The organism is Methylobacterium sp. 275MFSha3.1 (genome assembly GCF_900108435.1).
Taxonomy (GTDB): domain Bacteria; phylum Pseudomonadota; class Alphaproteobacteria; order Rhizobiales; family Beijerinckiaceae; genus Methylobacterium.
In genome coordinates this window covers 60,111-84,543 of the sequence record NZ_FNWP01000017.1, presented here as the reverse complement: position 1 = coordinate 84,543, position 24,433 = coordinate 60,111, and the positions used below count along the sequence as shown (strand labels likewise).

Below are 24,433 nucleotides of genomic sequence, written 5' to 3'. Positions count from 1 at the left end.
GCAATCCACGATTCGCGCGCCGGTTCTGGGAGCCGGCGCGCCGTCAGATCCGGAAGCGCGCTACGATGACCCAGGATCTGCCGGACTTTCCCCCGGAGGCGTTCGCCAAGCACGACCGCGATCCCGATCCCGCCTTCTACGCGCAACCGCGCTTCGTGACCCATATCGATGCCGCCGCGGTGGCGGCGGTCACCGACCTCTACAGGGCGATCGTGCCGGCGGGTGGCGACGTCCTCGACCTGATGTCGAGCTGGGTCAGCCACCTGCCGGACGAGGTCGCGTATGCCAGCGTCACCGGTCACGGCCTGAACGCCGCCGAACTCGCCGCCAACCCGCGCCTGACCCGGCATTTCGTGCAGGACCTCAACGCCGAGCCGCGCCTGCCGCTCGACACGGCCTGCGTCGACGCCGCGCTGATCTGCGTCTCGGTCCAGTATCTCCAGCGCCCCGTTTCCGTCCTGTCCGAGGTCGCGCGCCTGCTGCGCCCCGGCGCTCCGGCGGTGATCAGCTTCTCGAACCGCTGCTTCCCGACCAAGGCCGTGGCCATCTGGAGTGCCCTCGACGGTGGGGGACATGCCCAGCTCGTCGGCCTGTACCTCCAGCGCGCCGGCTTCGCCCGCGTCGAGCGGCGCGTCCTCAAGCCCGCGGGAGGTCCCGGCGACCCCGTGACGGCGGTGGTTGGCTGGACGGCCGCGGCCTGATCGGTCCGGATGCGGCCGTCACCGGGACCGCACCCGGTCTCTCAGGCCGGCGCGCGCGCCGGGAACCAGTTGCCGTGGAAGCCCGGGGGGATCCGGTGCCCGAGGCGGATCCGGGCGAGGGGAGGGGCGTCGAACGCCCGCGCGTCGAGGACGGTGAAGTCGGTCACGTCGCCGGCGGTGTCGATCACGAGCCCGACGAGCCAGCCCTCGTCCTCATCGGCCCCGGTCCGCGCCGGCACGAAGACGAACTCCCCCGGGACGTGACCGGGACCGAAATCGTGCACGTGGCGCGCGCCCGTCTCGAGGTCGTGCTTGTAGAGCTGCGTCGCACCGGCGAGCTGCGTGTTGCCGTCGGCCGGCACGCTGACCGTGTAGACGTAGCGGTGGCGCTGCCCGAGGCGCCGCTCATCGATGCGGGGGAATTCCTGCGCCGCCGCGTCGATCACGCGCCGCTCGACCCGACCGGTCGACGGGTCGATGATCCAGCGCTCGAGCCGGCCCGGCGCGTCGAGCCCGCCGGCGGCCGAGGCGAACACCGTCCCGTAGGCGACGACATCGAGGATCACCCGCCCGTCCGCGTCGTCGTAGGCGTTGGCGGTGTGGAACACGAAGCAGGGCTCGACGGCGCACCAGACGATGTCGGCGCCGTCGCCCTGACGCGGGAGGAGGCCGACACGGGCCCCGTGGCCGGGGTTCCAGCGGAACGGGAAGCGGTACCCGGCGAGCAGGGCCCGGAACGAGAACGTGACCGGCAGGTCCAGCACGATCACGAAGCGCGCCGTGATCGCGCAATCGTGGATGCAGGGGCCGTGCGCGACCGCGACCGGCACATCGCGCACGACCCGCCCGCTCGGGGCGAGGACGACGTGGCGCACGCTGTCCCAGACGCGGCCGTCATACGCGACGGCGTGCGTCTCGCCGGTCAGCGGGTCGCGGTGCGGGTGCCCGCTGAAGGAGCCGGCCAGCGTCCCGTCGAACGGGTTGTAGCGCTGCGCCTCCAGGGTGGGCGAGAGTTCGACCGGGAAGCTGCCGGCCTCCACCACCGCGAAGATCCGGTCGCCGATCGCGACGACGTTGGTGTTGACGGTGTCGTTGCCGCCCCGCCGCGGCCCGGGCGCCGCGGGCCGCTCGAGCGCCGCGGCGGCCGTGCGCGAGCCGATCCAGCGGTTGCGATACCACAGCGCCCTGCCGCCCTCGAGCGCGAGACCGTGCACCATGCCGTCGCCGAGGAACCAGTCGTGGCCCCGCATCGCCGCGCGGACGGGGTTCGCCCCCATCTTGAGATAGAGGCCGTCGAGGCCGGGCGGGATCGTCCCGGTGACCGGCAGGTTCTCCAGCGTCAGCTCCGCGCGCATCGGCGCGTGGACACCGACGACGAAGGGATTCGCCGCCCTGGGCAGCCGCAGCCGGTTGCAGGCCGCCACCAGGCCGACGCCGAACTCGGCGGCCGCGCGGAAGGCCGACTGGACTCGATTCGGCATCGGCAGCGCTTCCAGGATGGGGCGGCGGGCAGGAGCGACATCGACGCGAGGCCGTCCGGGTCCTCGCCATGGGAGGCCGCCGCACGCGCTTCACGGCGCAGTATAGCCGAAAGCGGTGAGGCGGCGTGCTGCCGGATGCCGCTGCGACCGGAGGCGGCGCGCGTGACGCACGCGGGTGGTCTCGCGACGGTCCGCCTCCGCGCGGCGATCCAGGGTCGCGGACGTTGCCGCCGCGCCTCTTCCCGACCCGAGGCCGGCTCTCGCGATGTCCGCTCCGCGTCGTTCCGACCTGCCGGCCCGCGGGATCGGGCCGGTGGCCGTGCCTCGCCGCGACCCGCGATGAATCGGCATCGTCCGAGGGGCCGGGCTCGCGGCGCGCTGGATCGAACAGCGGCCGGGTGACGTTCCTCATGGCCTACATCGCCCAGACAGGAGGAACGCTCATGCGAATTCGCTATCTGCTGCCGCTCGTCGGCTTGCTCGCGCTCACGGCCTGCAAGGACGAGAAGAAGGCCGAGACCCCCCCGCCGCCTCCGCCTCCCGCCGGCACGGCGCCGGCGAACCCTGCGCCTCCGGCCACGACGACGAATCCGGCTCCCGCCAACAAGCCGTAGCCGAGGCGCCTCGAAGGTGGCGGGCCCTGTGACGCATTCCAGGCCCACAGGGCCCGCCCGTCGCGGCCGGGGCCGACGCCGCTGCCGCCGGCGATGCCGCCGGTCTGGGCGCGCAGCCGAAGCGAAGCTCCGCGACGGGGCAGTTCCGTTCCGCACCGCGATCCGGCGCAGCGTCAGCACCACCTGTTCCGCGCTCGTCTTCCGACCGCGCCGCATGTCCGGCTCCCTCGGTCGAAGCCGATCCTCCCGGTCGCACCGGCCAGGACGGGTCCAAGTTGGTCGGGTCCAAGTCGCTCGGGTTCAGGTCGGCCGGGTCGAGCGGGCCGATCGGGTCAGGGCGGCTCCGGTCAGAGCGAGGCGAGGGCGACACCGCCCAGGGCCGTGAGCGCGACGACGATCCACGGCGCCACCCGACCGACCGTCAGCAGCACGAACGCCAGCACGGCCACGGCGAAATCGCGGGGGTTGCCGACCGCGCTGCTCCAGACGGGATCGTAGAGCGCGGAACCGAGGATTCCGACCACCGCCGCGTTGGTCCCGCGCATCGCAGCCTGGGCCAGCGGACGCGTCCGGAACGCGTCCCAGTAGGGCAGCGTGCCGTAGACCAGGAGCACGCCCGGCAGGAAGATCGCGACCAACGCGATGGCCGCGCCGACCACGCCGTGGGGCGACGGCCCCGCGACCGCGCCGAGGTAGGCCGCGAACGTGAACAGCGGGCCGGGCACGGCCTGGGCGGCGCCGTACCCGGCGAGGAAGGTGCCGGGGCCGACCCAGCCCGGCGCGACCACCTCGGCCTGCAGCAGCGGCAGCACCACGTGGCCGCCGCCGAACACCAGGGAGCCGGAGCGGTAGAAGGCGTCGAACAGCGCCAGGCCCTGGGATGGCAGGCCGGCGACGAGCAGATGGGGCACGACGAGGAGCAGGGCGAAGGCGACCAGCGCCGCGGCGCCGGCCCGCCGGGACACTGGGACCGCGAGGTGCCCCGCCTGCGCCTGCGGTGCCGCCCGGCAGAGGACGAGCCCGGCGAGGGCACCGAGGGCGATGGCGCCGAGCTGCCCGACCGAGCCCGCGACGAACACCGTGAGGAACAGGGCCGCCACCGCGATGCCGGCGCGCGGCCGGTCCGGTGCCAGGGAGCGGGCCATTCCCCAGACCGCCTGCGCGACGACCGCCACGGCGACGAGCTTGAGACCGTGGATCACGCCGTCGGCGACCGGACCCGACAGGGCCGCGGCGCCGTAGGCGAAGGCCAGGAGCAGCAGGGCCGAGGGCAGCGTGAACCCCGCCCAGGCGGCGAGCCCGCCCAGGAGGCCGCCGCCGCGGAGCACGCCGAGCGAGAACCCGACCTGGCTGGAGGCGGGCCCGGGCAGGAACTGACACAGCGCCACCAGGTCGGCATAGCCGCGCTCGTCCAGCCATCGGCGCCGGGTGACCAGTTCGTCGCGGAAGTAGCCCAGGTGCGCGATGGGGCCGCCGAACGCGGTCAATCCGAGCTTGAGGAAGGCGCGGAAGACCTCTCCCACGGAACCGGGCGCGCGTGCGGATGCGGACTCGGGCCGCCCGGGCTCAGCGGACGATGAGGCGTCGGTCATGGGCGGCCTGGGTCCGGGCGTGTCGCGAAGGGGCGGGCGTGGCTGGCGTCCAACGACCGGCACCGGGCACCTCGGGGTCGAGCCGCGTCCGGATGCCGTCCGGGAAGAACACCGCCGGGCGTATTACCAAGCTTACCACCCGGCCTACCAGCAGGCGCACCAGGATGACCCAACCGGTTTCCGCGGTTCGCAGGCGGGCGTGCCGGGAGCGCGTCCGTCACGTCCTCGCGAACAGGCGGAGCGGCCCTGGGGCGCTCGCGGGACTGATCCGCTCCGCTCGAGGCCGGCGAGGCCGGGCGCGGGACGAACCGCGCGGGATACCATCCCGGCCGGGCGGGATGGCACCGGACGAGGCTCGGCCTTCGATGGGCGCGAAGCTGGGCAGATCTCGGGCCTTGACCTTCCAACGGTGGGAAGCCCCATCTCGTCCGGACACCGTCGGGAGGAGAGCCACATGGTCCGCTTCGAGGTCGGGAAGACGGGGCGCGGCGGCTGCGCCGGGTCCGTGACCCGCGCCGTGCAGGCCGTCGCGCCCGGCGCCCGGATCGAGGTCGACATAGAGGTCGACCTGGCGACGAAGCGCGTCACCGCGGCCGGCTTCCCGGCCGAGCCCGTGCTCGCGGCGGCCCCAGGGGACGCCGCAGCGACCGGAATCTCACGTCGGCGTCCACGTCCCGGCCGCGGACATGGTCCCGCCGCCGGAACCGGTGTAATCCCGTACCCATGAGCCCGGACCGGCAGATCCTGCGCCTGATGGCGGCGATGATCCTCGCGATCGTCGCCTACGTCGCGCCGTCCGCCGCCCAGGCCCACGAGGGCCATGCCCACCACGGCCACCGCGCGGCCGCAGCGCAGCCGAGGGCGGTCGCCCCGGTCGCCGCGTCCGTGCCGGTGACGCCCGCCGCCCGGTCGGCGGCGCCGGCATGGTCCAAGGTCGCCCGCGCCACCGTCGCGGCGGCGCGCGTCGAGCCGACCGAGGACGGGTGCTGTCGTCCGGGCCGCGAGACCCGCTGCTGCGGGACGATGGCCTGCTGCGCCACCGGCGTCCTCGGGGGGCCCCCTGGCCTGTCGCCGGACCTGTTCGGCGCCGTCACGCTGGTCCCGGGCGACGTCGCCGGCCGCACCGGCCTCGGCCCCGAGGCCCTGCCCGAGCCCCCACGAACCCGCGCGTGAGATGAGGCGCGCCCGAGGCGCGCGACGCCCGAGGTGCGCCCGCCCGTGGCCGCGCCCGGCATCCCCATCGCGAGGATACCGTTTCCATGTCGACCCGTCTTGCCGCCGCCCTCGGCGCGGTGGCGCTGCTCGCCGCCGTCCTGGCGGGGCCCGCCCGCGCCCACGAGGGCCACGACCACGGCGCCGCCCAGCCCCCCGTCTCGAAGACCATCGCCCCGCGCGGCGAGGCCTTCTCCGACGCCTTCGAGCTGGTCGCCATCCCGCGCGACGGCACCCTGACCCTGTTCCTCGACCGCTTCCGGACGAACGAGCCGGTGACCGGCGCGACGATCGAGGTCGAGACCCCCGAGGGCCCGAGGACCGCCAGCGCCACGCCCGGGGGCGGCTACACGCTGCCGACCCCGTGGCTGTCGAGGCCCGGCCGGCACGACCTCGTCGCGACGGTCACCGCCGGCGATGCGGTCGACGTGCTGCCGGTCACGGTGACCGTGCCGGCCGATGCCGGCGCCGCAATTCCCGCCGAGCCGGCCGCGGCACGGGCGGCGCTCGCGCGCGTGTCGGAGGTCGCCCGTGGCGTCCGCCAGCGCCTCGGCGCCGGGGACCCGATCCTGGTCGGCGCGGTCGCCGTCGCCTTCCTGCTCGGCGTCCTCGTCACCGCGCTCGCGCGGGGCCGCCGCGGCGTCCCGACGGCGGCGCTGATCGCCGTCGGCATCACCCTCGTTCTGGGTACCGCCGCCTTCGCGCACGGCGACGACGACCGCGAAGCCCCCGTGCGGGGGGCCGCGCTGACCGGGACGCGCCCGGCCGCGCCGTCCGCGTCGGATCTCGCGCAGCGCCTGCCCGACGGATCCGTCTTCGTGCCGAAGCCCACCCAGCGCCTGCTCGCCCTGCGCACGACGATGACCGAGCAAGGCAGCTTCCACCGCTCGGTCGAGCTGCCCGGCCGCATCATCCCGGACCCGAACGCCAGCGGCGTCGTGCAGTCCTCGGTCGGCGGTCGCCTGTCGCCTCCGCCCTCGGGACTGTTCCCGCGCCTCGGCACGCGGGTGCGCAAGGGCGAGGTCCTGGCCACGGTCACACCGCCGATCCAGGCCGTCGACGTCTCCGACATGCGCCAGACGCAAGGGGATCTCGACCAGCAGATCTCCATCGTCGAGCGCCGGGTCGACCGCTACAGGCGGCTCGCCCTGACCGGCGCCGTGGCCCAGACCCAGCTCGACGACGCCCTGGCGGAGCTCAAGGGCCTGCAGGACCGACGGACGGCCCTCGACAGGATCAGGCGTGAGCCGGAACCGCTCGTCGCGCCGGTCGACGGCGTCGTCGCGCAGGCCGCGGCGGTGGCCGGTCAGATGGCCACCCCCGGGCAGATGGTCTTCCAGGTCGTCGACCCGGGCCGCCTCTGGGTCGAGGCTCTGAGCTTCGACGCCCTCGCGGCGGCGCAGGACGCCACGGCACGGCTCGCCGACGGCCGGACCCTCAAGCTCGCCTACCAGGGTTCGGGCCTCGCCGACCGCAACCAGGCCATCCCGGTGCAGTTCGCCGTCCAGGGCGACGCCTCGGGCCTGCGGGTCGGGCAGTTCGTCACCGTGCTCGCCGGGACCGACACCGAGCAGGCCGGGCTGGCGCTGCCGCGCGCGGCGGTCGTGCGCGCGGGGAACGGGCAGGACGTCGTCTACGAGCACACCACCGCCGAGCGCTTCGAGGCGCGGCCGGTCCGCGTCGAGCCCCTCGACGGCGGCCGGGTGCTGGTGGCGGAGGGGGTCGGGCCCGGCACGCGGGTCGTGACGCAGGGCGCCGAACTCCTCGACCAGGTCCGCTGAGGAATCCGCCGATGTTCACCGTCCTCGTCGGACAATCGGTCCGCAACCGCCTGCTCGTCCTCGCGCTCGCCGCGGTGCTCGTGCTCTACGGTGCCTTCACCGCCACCAAGCTGCCCGTCGACGTCTTCCCCGACCTCAACAAGCCCACCGTCACCATCATGACGGAGGCCGAGGGCTACGCGCCCCAGGAGGTCGAGCAGCTCGTCACCTACCCCATCGAGACCCGGATGAACGGGCTGCCGGGCGTCACCCGGGTGCGCTCGGTCTCGGGCGTGGGATTGTCCATCACCTACGTCGAGTTCGACTGGGGCACGGACATCTACCGGAACCGGCAGCAGGTCGCGGAGCGCCTCGCCCTGGTGCAGGACCAGCTGCCCCGGAGCGTGACCCCGGTCATGGGCCCGATCTCCTCGATCATGGGCCAGATCCTGCTGGTGGCGATCACGGGCGACACCGCGACCCCCATGCAGGTGCGCGAGGTCGCCGACTTCACGATCCGGCCGCGGCTGCTGACCATCCCGGGCGTCGCGCAGGTCATCCCCATCGGCGGCGAGGTGCGCCAGTTCCGGGTCAGCCCGAACCCGGCCGCCATGCGCGCGCTCGCCGTCACGAACGCGCAGCTCGAGGCGGCGCTCGCCCGGTTCGGCACCAACGCCGGCGGCGGCTTCACCGACCAGAACGCGCGCGAGTACCTGATCCGGAACATCGGCCGGACCATGAGCCTCGACGACCTGCGCAGCCTGGTGGTCGCGACGGTCAACGACGCGCCCGTCCACCTGAGGCAGGTCGCCGAGGTCTCGTTCGCCGCGAAGGTGAAGCGCGGCGACGCCGGCTACATGGCGCGACCCGCGGTCATCGTCTCGGTCGAGAAGCAGCCGGACGTCGACACGGTGCGGCTCACCCGCAGCATCGAGGCCGCCCTGAAGGAGATGGGACCGACCCTGCCGTCCGGCATCAGGGCCGACCGAATCCTGTTCCGCCAGGCCGACTTCATCGAGACCTCGATCCGCAACGTCGCGCGCGTCCTCGTCGAGGCCGTGCTGGTGGTGGCGGTGGTGCTGTTCGCCTTCCTGCTGAACGTGCGGACGACGGCCATCTCGCTGCTCGCCATCCCGGTCTCGGTGCTGACGACCGCGGCGGTGTTCCACCTGTTCGGGCTGTCCATCAACACGATGACGCTCGGGGGGCTGGCCATCGCCATCGGCGAGCTCGTCGACGACGCGGTGGTGGACGTGGAGAACATCTACCGACGGCTCGGCGACAACCGGCGGGCGGGCAACCCGAGAGGCGTGCTCCAAGTGGTGGTGGAGGCCTCGAACGAGGTCCGCTCGGGCATCGTCTACGCGACGCTCATCATCATCTTGGTGTTCGTGCCGCTCTTCGCCCTGTCGGGCATCGAGGGTCGCCTCTTCGCCCCGCTGGGCGAGGCCTACATCATCTCCATCCTGGCGAGCCTGCTCACCTCCATCACCCTGACCCCGGTGCTGGCGTCCCTGCTGCTGCCCGGCCTGAAGACGCTGGAGGAGCACGACAGCCGACTCCTGAAGCGGCTCAAACGCGGCAACGCCGCCCTGCTGCGGGTCGCGTTCCGGCACCAGGGCCTGCTCGTCGGCACGGTCGCGGTCGCGGTGGTCGCCGCCGGCGTCGCGGCCTGGACCCTGCCGCGGGCCTTCCTGCCGCCGTTCAACGAGGGCTCATTCACGGTCAACATGACCTTCAACCCGGGCATCTCGCTCGCCGAGAGCAACCGGGTCGGGCTGATCGCCGAGAAGCTGCTGCTCGACATCCCGGGCGTGAGGACGGTGGGCCGCCGCACCGGGCGGGCCGAACTCGACGAGCACGCCGAGGGCGTCCATGCCTCCGAGATCGAGGTGGCCCTCGACGCGGGTGCCGAGCGCCCGAAGGAGGCGCTGGTCGCCGACATCCGCGGGCGCCTCGCGGCCCTGCCGGTCGCCGTCAACGTCGGCCAGCCGATCTCGCACCGGCTCGACCACATGCTCTCGGGCGTGCGCGCCGAGATCGCGCTCAAGGTGTACGGGGAGGATCTCGACGCCCTGCGGCGGGTCGCGAACGCCCTGCGCGACCGGATGGCGGCGATCCCCGGCCTCGCCGACCTGCAGGTCGAGCGCCAGGTCCGCATCCCGCAGCTCGAGGTCCGCGTCGACTACACGCGGGCGGCCCTCTACGGGGTGCAGCCCGCGGCCGTGGTCGAGCAGATCAGCCGCCTCTCGAACGGGCGCGTGGTCTCGACGGTGGTCGACGGCGTGCGCCGCTTCGACGTGGTGCTGCGCCTGTCCGAGGACCGCCGGACCACCGCGGGCCTGGGCGACCTCCTTCTGGAGACGCCCTCGGGCTGGGTGCCGGCGCGCCAGGTGGCCGACATCCGCGAGACCGACGGCCCGAACCAGATCCTGCGCGAGAACGCCCGGCGCCGCATCGTGGTGCAGGCCAACACCGACGGCGGGCGCGACATGGCCACCGTCGTGGCGGCCATCCGCGAGGCGGTGGCGAAAGAGCCGCTGCCACCGGGCTTCTTCACCAGCCTGGAGGGGACCTTCCAGGCGCAGGAGGAGGCCAGCCGGACCATCGCGGTGCTCTCCGCGGTGTCCTTGGCGCTCGTCTTCGCCATCCTGTTCAGCCGCTACAGGTCGGCGGCGCTCGCCCTGATCATCATGGGCAACGTGCCTCTGGCGCTGATCGGCTCGGTGGTCGCCCTGTGGCTGGCCGGGCAGCCGCTGTCGGTGGCGTCGATGATCGGCTTCATCACGCTGACCGGCATCGCGGCGCGCAACGGCATCCTGAAGATCAGCCACTACCTGAACCTGTCGCTGCACGAGGGCGTGCCGTTCGGGCCCGACCTCGTGGTGCGCGGCAGCCTGGAGCGGCTCACCCCGGTGCTGATGACCGCGCTCGCCGCCGGCGTCGCGCTGGTGCCGCTGCTCTACCACCCGGCGAGCCCGGGCAAGGAGATCCTGCACCCGGTGGCGGTGACGATCTTCGGCGGCCTCGTCAGCGCGACGCTGCTCGACACCGTCCTGACCCCCGTCCTGTTCCTGCGCTTCGGCCGCGCGCCCCTGGAGCGGCTGCGCGCCCTCCACGCCGACACGCCGGCCCACCCATCCCCGGACGGCGCGCGCCCGCGCCCGGCCGAGGCCTACTGACCCGCACAACCCAACTGACCCGCATAACCCAGGAGAACCGGGATGATCCTACCGAGACTGGCCCTGATCGCCGTCCTCCTCGCCGCGTCCGCCGTCTGCGCCCACGAGACCGCCGGCCAGCACGGCGGCCGTGTGACGGATGCCGGCAGGTTCCACGTCGAGCTCGTCGCCAAGGGCGAGGCCGTCGACGTGTTCCTGTCCGACGAGGGCCAGAAGCCGGTCCCGGCCGCCGGCTTCAAGGGCACCGCCATCCTCGTCGTCGGCGGCAAGCCGACCCGCGTGCCGCTCGAGCCCGCCGACGGCAACCGCATGACCGGCAAGGCCGCGACCGCGCTCGGCGCGAGCCCCAAGGGCGCGGTGCAGCTCACCGGCCCGGACGGCGCGACCGCCAGCGGCAAGTTCAACTGACCCCACCGGGAGAGAACGATCCATGACGCACCTCCGCACCCTTCTCGCCGCCGCACTGCTGTCGACCGGGCTGGCCGGGGCGGCCCTGGCGCAGGGCATGCACGACCACGGCTCCATGTCCGGCAAGGACATGGGCTCGATGAAGCCCAACCCGAAGGACGATGCCTCGACCAAGGCGTTCAAGGCCGCCGACACGGCGATGATGAAGGACATGGACGTCCCCTACACCGGCGATGCCGACGTCGACTTCCGCAGGCACATGATCCCGCACCACAGGGGCGCGGTCGCCATGGCCAAGGTCGCGCTGAAGCACGCCAAGGATCCGGCCACCAAGGCGATGGCGCAGAAGATCATCGACGATCAGGAGAAGGAGATCTCCGACATGGAGGCGTGGCTGAAGCGGCACGGCCAGTAGCCGCCCGCGGCGGGACCGGAGACCGGGGTGGTCCCGACCCGCCCCGATGGAGGTGCATCACCCCGCGCCTGACGCGGGCGCCGTTCCCGGTCAGGCGCGGGACGGAATGCCCGGTCCCGCCCTGGCGGCGCGACCGGGACCCGGCCGAGCGTCGACAGCCCGCGATCCCGGCCGCTTGACAGCGTGTTCGTTCTGGTCTGTTATTTCTGTCATGACAGAAATAACAGACATACCGAGTCCCCTGCCGGCCGCGGTCGAGCGCTTCGTGCTGCACTGGGGCGATCTGGGCGGCCAGTGGGGCGTCAACCGCTCGGTCGCGCAGATCCACGCGCTCCTCTACCTCTCCGAGCGCCCTCTCGCCGCCGAGGACATCGCCGGCATGCTCGGCATCGCGCGGTCGAACGTCTCGAATTCCCTGCGCGAGCTGCTCGGCTGGAACCTGATCCGCCGCGTGCCGGTGATGGGCGAGCGCCGCGACCACTTCGCCGCCGAGACCGACCTCTGGGAGATGGTCACGCGCATCGCCGCCGGCCGCAAGGAGCGCGAGATCGATCCCGCCATCGCGGCCTTGCGCGCCTGCGTCGCCGAAGCGGACGCGGACCCGGCGCTCGGGGCGGTCGCCAAGCGGCGCCTGCGCGCGATGCTCGACTTCACCGAGTCGATGGAGCGCTGGTACGGCCAGATGCTCAACGTGCCCCGGGGCACGCTGGCCAAGCTCATCCGGCTGGGCGGCCGGATCGTGAAGTTCCTGCCGGCCAAGGCTGAGTGACGATCCGAGGGTCGTCCTCGGAGAGCCGGACCGATCGAGGGGCCCAGGTGACCGCGATGGGACATGTCCGTCGAGCCGATGCGGGGCCGTCCCGCGCGTTCTCCCCCGCCCGGTCGCTCACCGAGCCGGGCGACCTGCTGGACCTGCGCTTCCGGACCCTGATCCCGGAACGCGCGTGGGCGAGCCTGTCGCCGGCCGTGCGCCGCCGCTTCGGGAAGCGGCTCGCGCAGGGGGCGAGCGCGGTCTATGTCGGCCACGTCGTCGCGATGGACGTCAGCCGCTTCGGCTGGCTCGTCGCGCAGGCGACGCGGCTGGTCGGCGGCCCGCTGCCTCTGGAACGCCAGACCGGCCGCGCCGGCGTCGTCACCGTCACCGAGGACCCGGATGGCGGCGGTCAGGTCTGGACGCGGCTGTACGCCCGCGCCTCCGGCTTCCCGCAGGTGATCCACTCGGCCAAGCGCTTCGCCGGTCCCACCGGCCTGGAGGAGCATGTCGGCGCCGGCGTCGGCATGAGCCTCACGGTGGCGGTCGAGGACGGGGCGCTGACGTTTCGCAGCCACCGCTACTTCATCGCCTGCCTCGGGCGCCGCCTGCACCTGCCGGGCTGGCTCACCCCCGGCGCGCTCACCGTCACCCACGCCGATGCCGGCGGGGACGCGGCGCCGGGCGCCTTCCGCTTCATCCTCGACATCGCCCACCCCTGGTTCGGGCGGCTGATCCACCAGGAAGCGGTCTTCCAGGACGCCGAGCCGGCGGGGCAGGGAGAGGCGGCGTGAGCACGATCCTGGTCTTCGGCGGGTACGGCGGCTTCGGGGCTCGCCTGTCGCGGCGGCTCGCGGCGGCCGGTCACGACGTGGTCGTCGCCGGCCGCCGCCTGGCGCGCGCCGAGGCGTTCTGCGCGGCCCATCCCCCGTGCCGTCCCCTTCAGGCCGACCGCAACGGTGCCGTCGCGCCCCTGCTGGAACGTGTCCGTCCCGACCTCGTGATCGATGCGGCCGGCCCCTTCCAGGGCAGCGGCTACGACCTGCCCCGGGCCTGTATCGCCGCGGCGATCCCGTACCTCGATCTCGCGGACGGCCGGGCGTTCGTGACCGGCATCGGCCAGCTCGACGCCGCCGCACGCGCGGCCGGCGTCGCGATCCTCTCCGGTGCATCGAGCGTCCCCGCCCTGTCCGGTGCCGTCGCCCGGCGCCTGGCGCAGGGGATGGAGGCGGTCACCGCCGTGGAGATCGCGATCAGCGCCTCGAACCGCGCGACCGCCGGGACGTCGGTCGCCGCGGCCATCCTGAGCTACGTGGGCCGGCCGATCCGGCTCTGGCGCGGACAGCGCTGGTCGGCGGCTGTCGGCTGGCAGGCGTTGCGGCGCGAGCGCTTCGCCCTGTCCGACGGCGCGTCCCTCGGCCGCCGCTGGCTGGCCCTGGCGGACGTCCCGGACCTCGATCTCCTGCCCGATCGGCTTCCGGGCCGGCCGGCGGTCACCTTCAGGGCCGGGACCGAACTCGCGGTGCAGACGATCGGCCTCTGGTGCGCGAGCTGGCCGGTGCGCTGGGGCTGGATCCCCTCCCTGCAGGGGCTCGCGCGCGGGCTTCTCCTGGCGCAGCGGCTGACCGCGCGCTGGGGCTCGGATCGGTCCGGCATGGTCGTCCGGATGTTCGGCACGGCCGCAGGGCGCCGCGTCGAACGGCGCTGGACCCTCCTGGCGGCCGACGGTCATGGCCCGGAGATCCCGGTGCTGCCGGCGGCGATCCTGGCCGAGCGGATCCTGGACGGTGCGATCGCGCCCGGGGCGCGCGACGCCGGGACCGCGCTCGACCTGTCCGATTTCGAGCCGAGCTTCGCGCGCCTGTCGATCCGCCACGACGTGCGGGAGTCGGGACAGGCCGATGCGCTCTACGCGCGCGTCCTGGGTCCGCGCTTCGCCGAACTCGCGCCGCGCGTCGCGGCCCTGCACGGCGTGCTGCGCGAGGCGGGGGCGCACGGCCGCGCCGTCGTGCGACGGGGCCGCCACCCCATCGCGCGCGGCCTCGCGGCGCTCCTCGGATTGCCGGTCGCGGGCGCGCACGATCTCCACGTCGGTTTCAGCGAGACGCGCGGGGTGGAGCGCTGGACGCGCGCGTTCTCCGGTCGCCGGTTCACGAGCGCGTTCTCCGAAGAGCGCGGCTGCGTCGTGGAGCGGTTCGGTCCGCTCCGCTTCAGGTTCGACCTCGCGCCCGAGGGCGGCGGCCTGCGCATGGTGCTGCGCGGCTGGTCCGTCGCGCGGCTGCCCCTGCCGCTGGCGCTCGCACCCCGCACCGCCGCCCGCGAGTGGGAGGAGGCGGGGTTGTTCCGCTTCGACGTCTCGATCGCCCTGCCACGCGTCGGGCTGGTGGTGCATTACCGCGGCTGGCTCGACACGGACGATCGCGCAAGGAGTCGATCCGGCTTCGTCCCGGGCGCAGAGCCGACCGCACCGCCTCGGAGCGGACATCCGGCACAGGGCCCATCCCGGCCACCCAGCGGGGATCCCGGGCCGGTAACCGTCCTGCCGATCGCGTCATCGCGCGCCCGCGCCCCGTCCCGCAGCGGGCACGGTCCCGAGCCGCGTCACGGGCGGGTCTGAGCCGAGGCACCGCCATCGGCCGCGCGACCCTTCAGATTCGCGGCCGCCGCGGCATAGCCGCCACCGGCACCGTCGATGAAATGCATGTGTCCGCTGCCGGGGACCGGAGGGCTGATGCAGGTCAACTGCGCAGCCGCCTGGCGCTGCAGGCCGAAATGGCAGATCCCCTGCGCCTCCGCGCCGGCGAGCTCCGCCTCGAGGCGATCGGCGAAGGCGCGGGTGCAATCCAGCGTCATCCGCAGCGCGTCATCGTACTTGCGGAAATCTGTGTTGCCCACGATCTCGCGCCGCAGAACGGCGGGATCGAACGCGCCGACCCGCGCGCCTGTGCGGTAGATCAGGTATTCCGGTATCGATCGCGCCGCGAGGCGGAGCTTGGCCCAGAAGCGGCTCCTGCGAGAGCCCGGCATCGCGCGCAGTTCGAGGTCCAGTCCCGCCCACGGTCCGCGCATCTCCGGTCCCGCGTCCTGCATCGGGCGCGCGACCTCGCCGCTGATCTCCAGCCTCTGCAGGAGCTCCTGCACGAGTTGCCGGAAGGCCGGCGCGTCGCCGCTGTGCTGGGGCACGAGCATGAGCGAGAGCATCAGCTCGTGCCGGGGACGGATCTCCTGCCAGCGGCAGGAGAGGCCGGTCAGGTCGGGCTGGGTGCCGGCCTCGGCCGGTGCGATAGCGTGGTCGCCGGCCTTCATGGCCGCCTCTGCCCAGGGCAGCCCACCTCCGCTGAACATGGCATAGGAAACGTGGGCGCTGGGCGCGTAGCGCGCCACGCGCACGTCGAGCGCGCGATCGCGCACGGCCGAGACCGGCACGAGAGCGGTGCGCAGCTCCAGTTGCAGCGCCTCGCGGACCCAGCTGGCCGTCGCCGCCAGCGCGTCTCTCGCGGCGTCCGCGTCGTCCGGGGCGACGGCGAAACTGGCCCCGTCGCCGCCGAAGACGAAGGGGAATTCGCGCCGGCCGAGTGCGTTGGAGACCGCCGTGATGATGGCTGCGCCGGCCGCATTCACCGCCTTGTAGCGGCCAAGCCCGATCTGCTGCCGGGAGCCGACGACATCGGCCACGCCGAGCCACCAATCCGCGGGCAGGGGCCGGTAGAGGCCTGGATCCATGAGGCTGGAGAAGGCGGTGAACCGGGGCAGGCTGTCGTAGAAATCCGGGGCCGCGCGGCGTGTCGCCGGTTCGCGTTCCTGACCTGCACCCATCGATGTCCCCACCGCCATCGCCCTGCTCCTCGGCGCAGCGCCAGGGCGCCGTGACGCGCCCGGATCGCGTCACCGATACCATCCTCGGTGAGACAACCCTCACCACGCCCACGTGCCGCCCTCAAGCGAGGGCGGCACGTGAGGTCCGAATTCGCGGCCGTTACGAGCTGTCGCTCGATCCGCGGCCGATGCGGCTCGGATCACGAGAGTCGGGCGGCATCCCCGGGACGGATGGGGCTGGGGTCGCCGTCACGGATCCCGTCGTCGGAGCGAGGGGTTGCGGGATGGCGTCGGTCAGCCGGCCGCCGCCGCGCGTGCAGCGGCGGCCGATCGCGTGACGGAAACGCGATCCGTCGAAGATGGTCGCTCAGCTAGCCGCACACGCGCTCATGGCCGAAGAAGACAGGATTGTAGATCGCGCGGCAATCGCCGAAGTTCGGGCCGAGGAAGGAGCTGTTCGCGGGATGGCCCCAGCTGAACCCGCCGAAGCGCCGACGGAATCCACGGTGGTAGAAATGGCGATGGTGACCGAACCCGCCGTGCCTGAAGCCTCCGTGCCCGAACCCGCGATGGCCGAAGCCTCCGTGATGGCCGAAGCCTCCGTGTCCGAAACCGCCACGGCCAAACCCGCGGGCGTCGGCACTGGCGGCACCACCGGCCAATGTCGCGGCCGCGAGACCCGCCACCATCAACAACTTCGTCGAGATCATCTTCATCGTGCGTCTCCCTGTTGGGGTGAAGGCACTCTGCCGCCGACCGATGGCCGGCCGCTGTGATCCCGGTCACAGAAGCCCGGACGCGGGGCTCGACGGGGATCCCTCGCGGGGGCTCGGGTGCGCGCTTCGACCGAACCTCGACCGGTCGGGACGACCGCGAACTCCGACGCCGCGGCGGGCAGGCGGCCCGCGCCGTTGGCCGCGACGTCGGCCGCCACGTCGGCCGCGTCGGCCCCGCGCGTGCGACCGCTCTACGGGCGCTGTCCCATCACGAGCGTGACCGGCTGGCCCGCGAAAGTCTCGACCGCGGTGAAGGCGCGTGCGCGGAGTTCAGCCTCCATGTCCGCGCCTTCCCACAGATGTCCGCCGCTGCGGGCCAGCCGCAGGGCAGCGAGCGCGGCGGCCGCGGGATCCGCCGGCGGAGCGTAGAGTCCGACCACAAGATACCCCCGCGGCTCGAGCGCAGCCGTGAGCCGATCGAGCGCTGTTCGGGCCGCGTCCCGGGAGAGGAAGGGTGCCGGAAGCCACGTCAGCGAGTAGCCTGCCGAATCGTCGAACCGCGTCACATCCTGCAGACGGAGTTCGATACGGCCGTGAAAGGGGCTCGCCGCCACGTTCGCGCGCGCCAGCGCCAGGGCCGGCTCCCAGATGTCCAGGCCGACGACCCGCAGCGAGGGCCAGTGTGCCGCGGCCTCCAGCGCGATGCCGCCCACGCCGGTGCCGACATCCAGGAAGCGCCCGGTGAGTGCGGCCGCGAGCGACGGGCGCTCGGTCGACAAGGCCGCGAGGCGCCGCACGACGCTGCGCGACGCCTGGCCTTGAGCCTGCAACATCGCGGGATCGCGAACCTGCCAGACCGGCGGCCGCTCCGGGTGATCCAGCAGATCCCGCGCCTCCTCGAGCGCGTGGGTGACGGATGCCAGGAGCGCGGACACCTGCTCGGGTTCGAGCTCACCGAGGCCGCCCGGGATGACGGCGGCGACCACGTCGCGCAGTCGGCGCGCCACCTCGGGATCGACCGCCCTCGCGCTTTCCCGCGCGCCTTCCTTCGCGTCTTGCCGCAATCGCAGGGCCGCACCGATCGCGGCCAGGCCTCGCGCCGCGTTTCCCATCGCGCGCAGCGTGTGTTCAATCGTGTCGATAGCCATCCGCGACCGCCGAAGTGATGATCGCCACGACGCGTCGCGGCACCCGAACAGGACGGCCCGGCATCCTCGGAAAGAGGCCGGGCAAGGATCCGCGGTGTCTTTCCCGGCCGTGAGCCCGTGGATCACCCACCCGGGCGCTCCTCGACAGCGGCTCAGGGGACCTCAGCGCTTCCGGCCGTCACACGCGGCCTGATCGGGCCGTCCGCGACGCGCTGTGCGTCGCGGTTCCGGGGACGGGATCGACGCCCGGCTCGGCCGGTGCGATGTCCGCGCGACGGGGCGTCCTGAGCGAGCCCTCCGGTCCGCCGATCGTGCTCGCTGCGGCGACGGGCGTTACAGGCCGTTCGCCCGCTTCAGCATCTCGGCGGCCCGTTCGCCGATCACCGCGCACGGCGCCTGGGTGTTGCCGGTGGTCACGCGGGGCAGGATCGACGCGTCGGCGACCCGCAGGCCGTCGATGCCGTAGACCCGGAGCGCGCCGTCCACGACCGCCAGCGCGTCGCGGCCCATCCGGGCGGTGCAGCTCTGGTGCCAGTAGGTGACGGCGGCATCGCGGATGTAGTCCGCCATCGCCGCGCCGGACAGCGGGCCCGGCATGGCCTCGGCGCGCACGTACGGGCGGAACGCCGGCGCGTTGCCGAGGGCGCGGCAGAGATCGACGCAGGCCGCGGCCGCCGTCACGTCGGCCGGGTGGGACAGGAAGTTCGCCTCGATGACCGGCGGCGTCGCCATGTCGGCGCTCCGCAGCCGCAGGCGGCCGCGGCTGGCGGGCTGCGCGAGGCCGGCGAACATCGTCCAGCCGTGGGCCGGAACGCCGCGCGCCGCGGTCTGCTCGCTCGGAACCGGAAACTCGACCTGGCAGAACAGCAGGTCCGGCGCCGAGAGGCCGGGCCGACTCGTCCAGTACAGGGTCGCCTCGCTGCCGCTGTTCCGCGGCGCGATCGGGTCGGCATACTCCCAGGTGCAGCCGAAGGACACGTGGTCCTGAAGGTTCTGTCCGACGCCGGGCAGGTGCTGCACCGACGGGATGCCGAGCGCCCCGAGCTCGTCCCGGTCGCCGATCCCCGAGAGCATCAGCACCTTGGGTGTGTGGATCGCCCCCATCGACAGGACCGTCTCGGCACGCGCGCCGACCGTCCGGACCGCGCCCGCGTGGACGAACTCGACCCCCGTGGCGCGGCGGCCGTCGAAGGTCACGCGGCGGACGAGCGCGTCCGTGAGGACGGTCAGGTTGGGGCGGTCGAGCCAGGGATGGACGTAGGCGCGGAACAGCGAGACGCGCCGGCCGTCGCGGACCAGCATGTCGGTGATCGCCGCGCCGCCGGGCCCCTCCATCATGCGCCCGTTGGGGTTGTCGAAGGTCGGGATGCCGAGGTCCCGCGCGGCGTCGAGCAGGGCGTGGGCCACGGGGCTGGGATCGGAGGCGGGCTGCACCCAGACCGGACCGCCGCTTCCGCGATGCGCCGGATCGGGGGCGCCGCGCCAGTTCTCGATGCGCCGGTAGATGTCGAGGACGCTCTCGTAGCCCCAGGCCGCGTCGCCGGCCTCGGCGGCGAAGGCGTCCCAGTCGCACCGGTGGCCGCGCGCCCAGACCATCACGTTGACGCTGGAGCCGCCGCCGAGGCCCTTGCCCATCGCCATGGAGAGCGTGCGTCCGTTCAGGTGGGCATTCGGCTCCGCGCGAAAGCCCCAGTCCCGCGCCCCGCCGAGATTGGTCGGCCAGAGGGCGGGATCGAGCACGGCCTCGGCGTCGTCCGAGCCGCCCGCCTCGAGCAGGAGCACCTGCACCTCGGGGTTCTCCGCCAGCCGCCGCGCGACGACCGACCCGGAGGCGCCCGCGCCGCAGACGACGAAGTCGTAGGCCGGTTTCAGGTCGGCGGTCAGCCGGGCCTGGTTCTCCCCCGCCCGCCGCGCGAAATCGGCCCGGTCGAGGGCGTCTGAAGTGCTCATGATCTGGAAGGTCTCACCTGTAGCAGCGGATCGGAATGATCTCGGTCCATCGAGGATCGGGCAGAAAACTCCGACGCTCACGTCTCCGCGCTCCAGCAATCGCCTCGTCGGGATTGCCGGAACATCAGTGGCGCCGCGATCGGGCTGCCGCGCGAAGCGGCGCGCGCCCCGCGTTCGACGCGCGGATCGATAACGCAATGCTTCTGTTACAGGTGGATTTCGGCGCGTGACCGCGCGCGTTACATGGGACACGGTTTCTCGTCCGCGCCACAAGCTGGCGAGCGGGCAGGTCGGATCGGCGGATCGAGCGGCAGGACACGCGAAAGCGGCGAGGCTCGCACCCCGCCGCTCGCGTCAGTCTCGTTGTCCGTTACCGGGTGGCCGCCGGCATCCTGCCGGGTTCACAGGCCCATCAGCACGCCGGCCGAGCCGACGACGGTCATCATGAGGCCGCCCAGGAAGGCGCCGATCATCGCGTAGGAGAAGGCCTTCAGCATCGTGTCCCCCGACCTCAGCAGCGGTTGCCGCCGGCGGTCTGGCCGTACTGCTTGACCGGGAAGTTCTGCTGGTTGGCATTGCCCTCCGCGGCCGAGCTCTGCGGGCAGGTCCAGGGGTCGCGGTCGTAGCGGCCGCCGAACGGGGCGCCGAACGAGCCCGTGGTTTCGACATCGTAGGGCGTGGAGCCAGTCCAGGCAGGACGATCGTAGGCCATGGCGGACGAGATCGGAGCTACGGCGAGCATGAGAGCGGTGACGGTAGCGGCGATACGGGTCTTCATAGGCTAATTCTTGCTCCTTTACGCAGTACAGTCCGAGACTTACGGCCCATTTCATCTTGCGTGACACTGATATGGGGGCGATTGTCTCGGAGCGACGTGCCGCTGCGCACGCGGCGTCCGGGATTAATCGCGCTGGCGGCGCAGCTGTGACCGCGCGTGACCAGGCTGTCTCTGCCGCCGGCGCGCGGCCGCCCGGCAGACTGCGCTCACGAAGGCACGCTCATTGAACCAGACGCGTGCTTCAGGTCTTCCCTCCATGCCGAGGCGATCGATCTCCGCCGAGGCATGGAGGAGCTCTATGCGCATTCTCGTTCTCGCCGCGCTCGCAGGTGTCGGCCTCGGCGTCCTGGCCGTCCCCGCCTCGGCCGTTCCCGCGGGCCCCGCGACCGGCCTCTCGTCGCCGTCCGACATGCTCACCGACGTCCGGATGAGGCGCCATCACGTGCGGCGACACTCGATGTCGCGGGTCCAGCGGCGCTATCCGGGTGCGAGCTTCGTCCGGAACAAGACCCCCGGCTCTGCGGGCGGCAGCAGCCGGGGTAACGGCGTTACCGGCAGCTACGCCGCGCCCAGCGGACGGTAGGCCCCCACGCTCGCGCAACGCGGCCCGCCCGGCCGCGGCGGGCTCCGCGCGCGCCATCGCCGTCACCGGATTCCCGCGCGTGGGACCGGGGGCGGCAGACGGCGCAGGCGGGATGACCCCCCGCGGCCGGCGATCCCGCCGGCTTCCGGTTCGAGCCGGCGCCCTGCGCCCGCGCGGGCGGATGGTGGCGGATCCGTCGGGCTCTCAGCGCGCCAGTCTCGCGGGGAGCACCGTCGGCGCCGGGCTCGACGCGTTCGACGCCGCGAACGACGCGACGAATCCGGCGAGGGAGCGCACATTGTCCGGCTGCCGCGGGTCCCGAGCAACCGCGGCTGCCTCGCGTTCCAGCCGAAGGTTACAGGCCTTTGTCGGAAGTCCGATATCCGGCGTGCAGGCGTCGTGGCGTGCGCAGGCTGCGTCGAGGGCGTCGATAGGCGGCAGAGGCGCGTTGTTGCCGGGGCCGCAATAGTTGCCGTGGATGAGGAACTTCGGCCCGCCATTGGCGGCCGGCTGTGCCAGGGACGGCGTGGCCCACGCGGCGGCGAGGCAGACGGGGGCGACGAGGCCTATGACGGTGCGAGTCAACATGGTGGAGACCCTCCAGCACCTGCGCCGCACAAATCCCATCGGCGATGACGGTGCGAGACACGATTAAGCACCACACATCACCGCGCGACGTGCTCCGGAGCACCACCCCTATTTGGATGACGTCCTACCCGCATCGCGGACATCGCGGTCGCTGCGTCACCGCAGCGTCCGCGACATCGCGCGGCATCACGGAGGTCGGGCCCCGCCGCACTCTCCCCCTCTGCCTCCTCTGCCGATCGCGTGTCGGCACCTCTGTCGTTCAGACACGCCTCGCTCGGCGCGAAGAGGCGGGGCATCGGGCTGCTGACTGTGGTAGACATCACCGCATGCTCGCTGGCGATCCAGCGTCTCACGGCCTTTAGGGAGAGTCTCAGTGGCGCGTCCGGACCTCGGCACGAAGCGTATCTGCCCGACGACGGGGAAGAAGTTCTACGATCTCGGCAAGAATCCCGTGATCTCGCCCTACTCGGGCGAGGTCGTGCCGATCGCTGCCGCGACATCGTATTCCAGGGGGAGCGCTCCCGTCGTCGCGCGCAAAGAGGCGCCGAGCGACGAAGAGGACGAGACGGAGGGCCCCGAACTCGTCTCGCTGGACGAGGTCGAGGCCGAGGAGGCCGAGAAGGACACGGACAGCAACGCTGAGGATGACGACGCGCTCGACATCGAGGACGACGGGGAGCAGGTCGACGACGACAACCTCGTCGTCGATGAGGACGATGACGACACCAGCGATCTCGTCGAGGTCAACGACGACGATGACGACCAGTAGGCCCGCACGCCGCCGCCGGTCGTCCGGCGGACAGGCGCGGGTGGCCGCAATCTCAGTCGCTGTTTGATCGGGTGGTGGGGCGGCTCATGAGCAGGGCCGCCCGCACCGCCATGCGGCGCGACGGCTCGTCGGACTCGGTGTCGACCACGATCGCGGGCGCGGAGGGGTGGGCCGCGACGGCCGCCGCGAGATCGAGCACGTGGTCCGGACCGATGGCGTGATCCTGAGTGGTCGGTTCTGCCAAGTAGGCGTCGACGGCGGCGCCGACATCCTCGATGGCGATACGCTCGGCGGTCACCAGATCCCAGAGCGTGGCCTCAGCTGACATCCGCGGCGTATCGCACCTCGCGCGAGAGCATGCAACAATGTAACAACGGCTGGCTCGCGGCGCCGGCAGGCCGGCGCGTCCGCGGGATCAGGGCCCGTCGCGCAGGGGACCGATGCAGGCCGCAACCGGGTGGCCGGCCGGCGCGAAGTGATCCAGGAGCCGGTCCCCGGACCACAGCTCGGCCAACAATCCCTCGGCCAGCCTGTCGGCCTGATGCCTGGCCTCCGCGTCGTCGCGGGCTCGGATGAGGACCGTGCCGCGGTCGCTGCCGTCCGCGCCGAACCGGTGCAACCGGTAGGCCGAGCCGGAGCCTCGGCGTTTCCCGGGGAAATCGATGAGGTCGGCCATCGCGGGCTCACGGCTCCGTAGGAGGGGGCACGCGTCCCCCAAGCCGCCGGAACCTGAAGTCTGGCCGATCCGGCGACGGATCGAGTGTAAGAGGGCCGGGACGCGAAGGATAGAGTGCGAAGGACGCCCGCTCGCTGCCGAGGCAAGGCCATCAAGGCCGGAACGCGGCCCAATCGATGTTCAGGAAGGGTCAGACCGTCGGGCCGGCGGAGGTCGCGATCCACACCACGTGCCGCGGGCCGCTGCGCCCGTTCGCGTGGGGGCGAACCTCTTCGACGGCGAAACCCGAGCGCTGGAGGCGCGCCTTGAACTTGCGGTCGGGATTGGCCGACCAGACGCCGAGCACGCCGCCCGGCCGCAGCGCCCGCCGCGCCGATTCCAACCCGTGCTTGCCGTAGAGGCGATCGTTCTCCGGGCGCACGAACCCTTCCGGTCCGTTGTCGACATCGAGCAGGATCGCGTCCCAGGCGGCCGGGCCGCACCGGATAAGGTGCTCGACATCGGCTTCGCGCAGATCGACGCGGGCGTCGTCGAGGCAGCCGGCGAAGACGCCCGCGAGCGGTCCGCGCGCCCAAGCCGCGACCGTCGGTACCAGTTCGGCGACCGTGACGCGCGCTTCTGGCTCGAGGTTGCGCAGGGCCGCGCGCAGGGTGAACCCCATTCCGAGGCCGCCGACGAGCACCCGCGCCGCGCCCCGCCCGCGCACCCGGCCGCAAGCGAGGATCGCCAGCGCCTCCTCGGAGGCCCCGCGGGTGCTGTTCATCAGCTCGATCGTGTCGGCGACGATGGAGAACTCGTGGCCCCGCTGCATCAGGTGCAACGGGGTCCCGCCGGGAACGAGGCCGGTGTCGATGTGCATCCAAGATGTCACAGGCGTCCCTCTGTGGGCCGGCGCCATGGATATTCCGGCAAACGGGAAGGATGGGTTATGAGACGCGCTCCTGACCGCGCGTCGCGCCTGCAAGACGCAGGGGCCGCGACGGCGTTCGCCTCGTCCGAGAAGCCGGCATACCCCTCATGGCCAAGCGTACCAAGTCTCTGCCGAAGGTGCAGGGGTTCGTGCTGTTCGACGTCACCTACGCCGACGGCAGCCGCGCCTCGAATCGGCGCGTGCCGGCCGAGATCCTGGGCGGCCTCGACGGCGACGAGCCGGCACGCACTCTCATCACCGAGCAGGAAGAGGAGATCGCCCGCAAGTCGGGGAGGCCGATGCGGGAGATCGAGAGCCTGACGCGGTCTCCTGCCCCGAGTTCGAAGCCCGATCTGTGACGAGCGGCCCCGATACAGGCCACT

The 24,433-nt window shown here is 72.8% G+C and carries 24 protein-coding genes; 13 read left to right on the top strand and 11 right to left on the bottom strand.

What is annotated here, in order from left to right; genetic code table 11:
- The first annotated feature begins 65 nt into the window (after window positions 1-65).
- On the top strand, window positions 66-701 hold the full coding sequence (locus BLW78_RS20095; RefSeq protein ID WP_091681671.1) for a class I SAM-dependent methyltransferase: 636 nt from the start codon (window positions 66-68) through the stop codon (window positions 699-701).
- 41 nt (window positions 702-742) lie between these two features.
- Here BLW78_RS20095 and BLW78_RS20090 read toward each other — a convergent pair whose 3' ends face one another.
- A complete protein-coding gene (locus BLW78_RS20090) occupies window positions 743-2,182 on the bottom strand; it encodes an 8'-apo-carotenoid 13,14-cleaving dioxygenase (protein ID WP_091681670.1) in 1,440 nt (479 codons plus the stop codon).
- Window positions 2,183-2,592: 410 nt separating this feature from the next.
- Between BLW78_RS20090 and BLW78_RS30950 the strand changes: the two genes are divergently transcribed.
- Window positions 2,593-2,796 carry a hypothetical protein gene (locus tag BLW78_RS30950; protein ID WP_128083351.1) on the top strand — a complete coding sequence of 68 codons (204 nt, stop codon included), beginning with the start codon at window positions 2,593-2,595 and terminating at the stop codon, window positions 2,794-2,796.
- Window positions 2,797-3,143: 347 nt separating this feature from the next.
- On the opposite strand, the gene chrA is transcribed toward BLW78_RS30950, so the two are convergent.
- Window positions 3,144-4,319: a chromate efflux transporter gene (gene chrA / locus BLW78_RS20085; RefSeq protein WP_020094873.1), complete on the bottom strand. Its 1,176-nt coding sequence runs from the start codon at window positions 4,317-4,319 to the stop codon at window positions 3,144-3,146.
- A 792-nt stretch (window positions 4,320-5,111) separates the two neighbouring features.
- On the opposite strand from chrA, the gene BLW78_RS20075 reads away from it, so the two are divergent.
- The 8 genes from BLW78_RS20075 (at window position 5,112) to BLW78_RS20040 (ending at window position 14,733) form a co-directional block, all read left to right on the top strand.
- A complete protein-coding gene (locus tag BLW78_RS20075) occupies window positions 5,112-5,561 on the top strand; it encodes a hypothetical protein (RefSeq protein ID WP_091681668.1) in 450 nt (149 codons plus the stop codon).
- Between the two features lie 86 nt (window positions 5,562-5,647).
- Window positions 5,648-7,381 carry an efflux RND transporter periplasmic adaptor subunit gene (locus tag BLW78_RS20070; RefSeq protein WP_091681666.1) on the top strand — a complete coding sequence of 578 codons (1,734 nt, stop codon included), beginning with the start codon at window positions 5,648-5,650 and terminating at the stop codon, window positions 7,379-7,381.
- A gap of 11 nt (window positions 7,382-7,392) precedes the next feature.
- Window positions 7,393-10,542 (top strand): efflux RND transporter permease subunit, encoded by a 3,150-nt coding sequence (locus tag BLW78_RS20065; RefSeq protein WP_091681665.1) that lies wholly within the window; start codon window positions 7,393-7,395, stop codon window positions 10,540-10,542.
- Window positions 10,543-10,584: 42 nt separating this feature from the next.
- A complete protein-coding gene (locus tag BLW78_RS20060) occupies window positions 10,585-10,950 on the top strand; it encodes a hypothetical protein (RefSeq protein WP_091681663.1) in 366 nt (121 codons plus the stop codon).
- A gap of 22 nt (window positions 10,951-10,972) precedes the next feature.
- A complete protein-coding gene (locus BLW78_RS20055; protein ID WP_091681661.1) occupies window positions 10,973-11,365 on the top strand; it encodes a CopM family metallochaperone in 393 nt (130 codons plus the stop codon).
- 211 nt (window positions 11,366-11,576) lie between these two features.
- A complete protein-coding gene (locus BLW78_RS20050) occupies window positions 11,577-12,134 on the top strand; it encodes a GbsR/MarR family transcriptional regulator (RefSeq protein ID WP_026605207.1) in 558 nt (185 codons plus the stop codon).
- Window positions 12,135-12,190: 56 nt separating this feature from the next.
- On the top strand, window positions 12,191-12,910 hold the full coding sequence (locus tag BLW78_RS20045) for a DUF4166 domain-containing protein (RefSeq protein ID WP_091681659.1): 720 nt from the start codon (window positions 12,191-12,193) through the stop codon (window positions 12,908-12,910).
- Window positions 12,907-14,733 carry a saccharopine dehydrogenase family protein gene (locus tag BLW78_RS20040; protein WP_091681657.1) on the top strand — a complete coding sequence of 609 codons (1,827 nt, stop codon included), beginning with the start codon at window positions 12,907-12,909 and terminating at the stop codon, window positions 14,731-14,733. The genes BLW78_RS20045 and BLW78_RS20040 overlap by 4 nt, the downstream gene beginning before the upstream one ends.
- On the opposite strand, the gene BLW78_RS20035 is transcribed toward BLW78_RS20040, so the two are convergent.
- From BLW78_RS20035 to BLW78_RS20015, 5 genes are all read right to left on the bottom strand, one after another.
- On the bottom strand, window positions 14,718-15,950 hold the full coding sequence (locus BLW78_RS20035; RefSeq protein WP_091681655.1) for a DUF3095 domain-containing protein: 1,233 nt from the start codon (window positions 15,948-15,950) through the stop codon (window positions 14,718-14,720). The two genes, BLW78_RS20040 and BLW78_RS20035, sit on opposite strands and share 16 nt — an antisense overlap.
- A gap of 353 nt (window positions 15,951-16,303) precedes the next feature.
- Entirely contained in the window at window positions 16,304-16,648 is a 345-nt protein-coding gene (locus tag BLW78_RS20030; RefSeq protein ID WP_091681653.1) for a hypothetical protein, read from the bottom strand.
- Window positions 16,649-16,899: 251 nt separating this feature from the next.
- Entirely contained in the window at window positions 16,900-17,796 is an 897-nt protein-coding gene (locus BLW78_RS20025) for a class I SAM-dependent methyltransferase (RefSeq protein WP_244526992.1), read from the bottom strand.
- 333 nt (window positions 17,797-18,129) lie between these two features.
- Window positions 18,130-19,746: a GMC family oxidoreductase gene (locus BLW78_RS20020; protein WP_091681650.1), complete on the bottom strand. Its 1,617-nt coding sequence runs from the start codon at window positions 19,744-19,746 to the stop codon at window positions 18,130-18,132.
- Window positions 19,747-20,257: 511 nt separating this feature from the next.
- Entirely contained in the window at window positions 20,258-20,524 is a 267-nt protein-coding gene (locus BLW78_RS20015) for a hypothetical protein (RefSeq protein ID WP_042672249.1), read from the bottom strand.
- Window positions 20,525-20,822: 298 nt separating this feature from the next.
- Between BLW78_RS20015 and BLW78_RS20010 the strand changes: the two genes are divergently transcribed.
- Complete coding sequence (locus tag BLW78_RS20010; RefSeq protein WP_020094858.1) at window positions 20,823-21,107, top strand: hypothetical protein; 285 nt, start codon at window positions 20,823-20,825, stop codon at window positions 21,105-21,107.
- A gap of 204 nt (window positions 21,108-21,311) precedes the next feature.
- Here BLW78_RS20010 and BLW78_RS20005 read toward each other — a convergent pair whose 3' ends face one another.
- Window positions 21,312-21,695: a phospholipase A2 family protein gene (locus tag BLW78_RS20005; RefSeq protein ID WP_042672250.1), complete on the bottom strand. Its 384-nt coding sequence runs from the start codon at window positions 21,693-21,695 to the stop codon at window positions 21,312-21,314.
- A gap of 373 nt (window positions 21,696-22,068) precedes the next feature.
- Here BLW78_RS20005 and BLW78_RS20000 point away from each other — a divergent pair, with 373 nt between their 5' ends.
- The gene (locus tag BLW78_RS20000; RefSeq protein WP_020094856.1) at window positions 22,069-22,464 is read left to right on the top strand and encodes a TIGR02300 family protein; all 396 of its coding nucleotides are present in this window, start codon (window positions 22,069-22,071) and stop codon (window positions 22,462-22,464) included.
- Window positions 22,465-22,516: 52 nt separating this feature from the next.
- Here BLW78_RS20000 and BLW78_RS19995 read toward each other — a convergent pair whose 3' ends face one another.
- The 3 genes from BLW78_RS19995 to BLW78_RS19985 form a co-directional block, all read right to left on the bottom strand.
- On the bottom strand, window positions 22,517-22,792 hold the full coding sequence (locus BLW78_RS19995; RefSeq protein WP_020094855.1) for a hypothetical protein: 276 nt from the start codon (window positions 22,790-22,792) through the stop codon (window positions 22,517-22,519).
- A gap of 87 nt (window positions 22,793-22,879) precedes the next feature.
- Window positions 22,880-23,140, bottom strand: a complete 261-nt coding sequence (locus BLW78_RS19990) for a hypothetical protein (protein ID WP_020094854.1) — start codon at window positions 23,138-23,140, stop codon at window positions 22,880-22,882.
- Between the two features lie 190 nt (window positions 23,141-23,330).
- Window positions 23,331-24,011 (bottom strand): spermidine synthase, encoded by a 681-nt coding sequence (locus BLW78_RS19985; RefSeq protein WP_091681648.1) that lies wholly within the window; start codon window positions 24,009-24,011, stop codon window positions 23,331-23,333.
- A 146-nt stretch (window positions 24,012-24,157) separates the two neighbouring features.
- Here BLW78_RS19985 and BLW78_RS19980 point away from each other — a divergent pair, with 146 nt between their 5' ends.
- Window positions 24,158-24,409, top strand: a complete 252-nt coding sequence (locus BLW78_RS19980; protein ID WP_020094852.1) for a hypothetical protein — start codon at window positions 24,158-24,160, stop codon at window positions 24,407-24,409.
- The last annotated feature ends 24 nt before the right edge of the window (window positions 24,410-24,433 follow it).

What these genes read in the sequence shown, in the direction of transcription:
- BLW78_RS20095 (WP_091681671.1), top strand. Translation starts at nt 66, where the DNA reads ATGACCCAGGATCTGCCGGACTTTCCCCCGGAGGCGTTCGCCAAGCAC.
- BLW78_RS20090 (WP_091681670.1), bottom strand. Translation starts at nt 2,182, where the DNA reads ATGCCGAATCGAGTCCAGTCGGCCTTCCGCGCGGCCGCCGAGTTCGGC.
- BLW78_RS30950 (WP_128083351.1), top strand. Translation starts at nt 2,593, where the DNA reads ATGGCCTACATCGCCCAGACAGGAGGAACGCTCATGCGAATTCGCTAT.
- BLW78_RS20075 (WP_091681668.1), top strand. Translation starts at nt 5,112, where the DNA reads ATGAGCCCGGACCGGCAGATCCTGCGCCTGATGGCGGCGATGATCCTC.
- BLW78_RS20070 (WP_091681666.1), top strand. Translation starts at nt 5,648, where the DNA reads ATGTCGACCCGTCTTGCCGCCGCCCTCGGCGCGGTGGCGCTGCTCGCC.
- BLW78_RS20065 (WP_091681665.1), top strand. Translation starts at nt 7,393, where the DNA reads ATGTTCACCGTCCTCGTCGGACAATCGGTCCGCAACCGCCTGCTCGTC.
- BLW78_RS20060 (WP_091681663.1), top strand. Translation starts at nt 10,585, where the DNA reads ATGATCCTACCGAGACTGGCCCTGATCGCCGTCCTCCTCGCCGCGTCC.
- BLW78_RS20055 (WP_091681661.1), top strand. Translation starts at nt 10,973, where the DNA reads ATGACGCACCTCCGCACCCTTCTCGCCGCCGCACTGCTGTCGACCGGG.
- BLW78_RS20050 (WP_026605207.1), top strand. Translation starts at nt 11,577, where the DNA reads ATGACAGAAATAACAGACATACCGAGTCCCCTGCCGGCCGCGGTCGAG.
- BLW78_RS20045 (WP_091681659.1), top strand. Translation starts at nt 12,191, where the DNA reads ATGGGACATGTCCGTCGAGCCGATGCGGGGCCGTCCCGCGCGTTCTCC.
- BLW78_RS20035 (WP_091681655.1), bottom strand. Translation starts at nt 15,950, where the DNA reads ATGGCGGTGGGGACATCGATGGGTGCAGGTCAGGAACGCGAACCGGCG.
- BLW78_RS20030 (WP_091681653.1), bottom strand. Translation starts at nt 16,648, where the DNA reads ATGAAGATGATCTCGACGAAGTTGTTGATGGTGGCGGGTCTCGCGGCC.
- BLW78_RS20025 (WP_244526992.1), bottom strand. Translation starts at nt 17,796, where the DNA reads ATGGCTATCGACACGATTGAACACACGCTGCGCGCGATGGGAAACGCG.
- BLW78_RS20020 (WP_091681650.1), bottom strand. Translation starts at nt 19,746, where the DNA reads ATGAGCACTTCAGACGCCCTCGACCGGGCCGATTTCGCGCGGCGGGCG.
- BLW78_RS20015 (WP_042672249.1), bottom strand. Translation starts at nt 20,524, where the DNA reads ATGAAGACCCGTATCGCCGCTACCGTCACCGCTCTCATGCTCGCCGTA.
- BLW78_RS20010 (WP_020094858.1), top strand. Translation starts at nt 20,823, where the DNA reads ATGCGCATTCTCGTTCTCGCCGCGCTCGCAGGTGTCGGCCTCGGCGTC.
- BLW78_RS20005 (WP_042672250.1), bottom strand. Translation starts at nt 21,695, where the DNA reads ATGTTGACTCGCACCGTCATAGGCCTCGTCGCCCCCGTCTGCCTCGCC.
- BLW78_RS19995 (WP_020094855.1), bottom strand. Translation starts at nt 22,792, where the DNA reads ATGTCAGCTGAGGCCACGCTCTGGGATCTGGTGACCGCCGAGCGTATC.
- BLW78_RS19990 (WP_020094854.1), bottom strand. Translation starts at nt 23,140, where the DNA reads ATGGCCGACCTCATCGATTTCCCCGGGAAACGCCGAGGCTCCGGCTCG.
- BLW78_RS19980 (WP_020094852.1), top strand. Translation starts at nt 24,158, where the DNA reads ATGGCCAAGCGTACCAAGTCTCTGCCGAAGGTGCAGGGGTTCGTGCTG.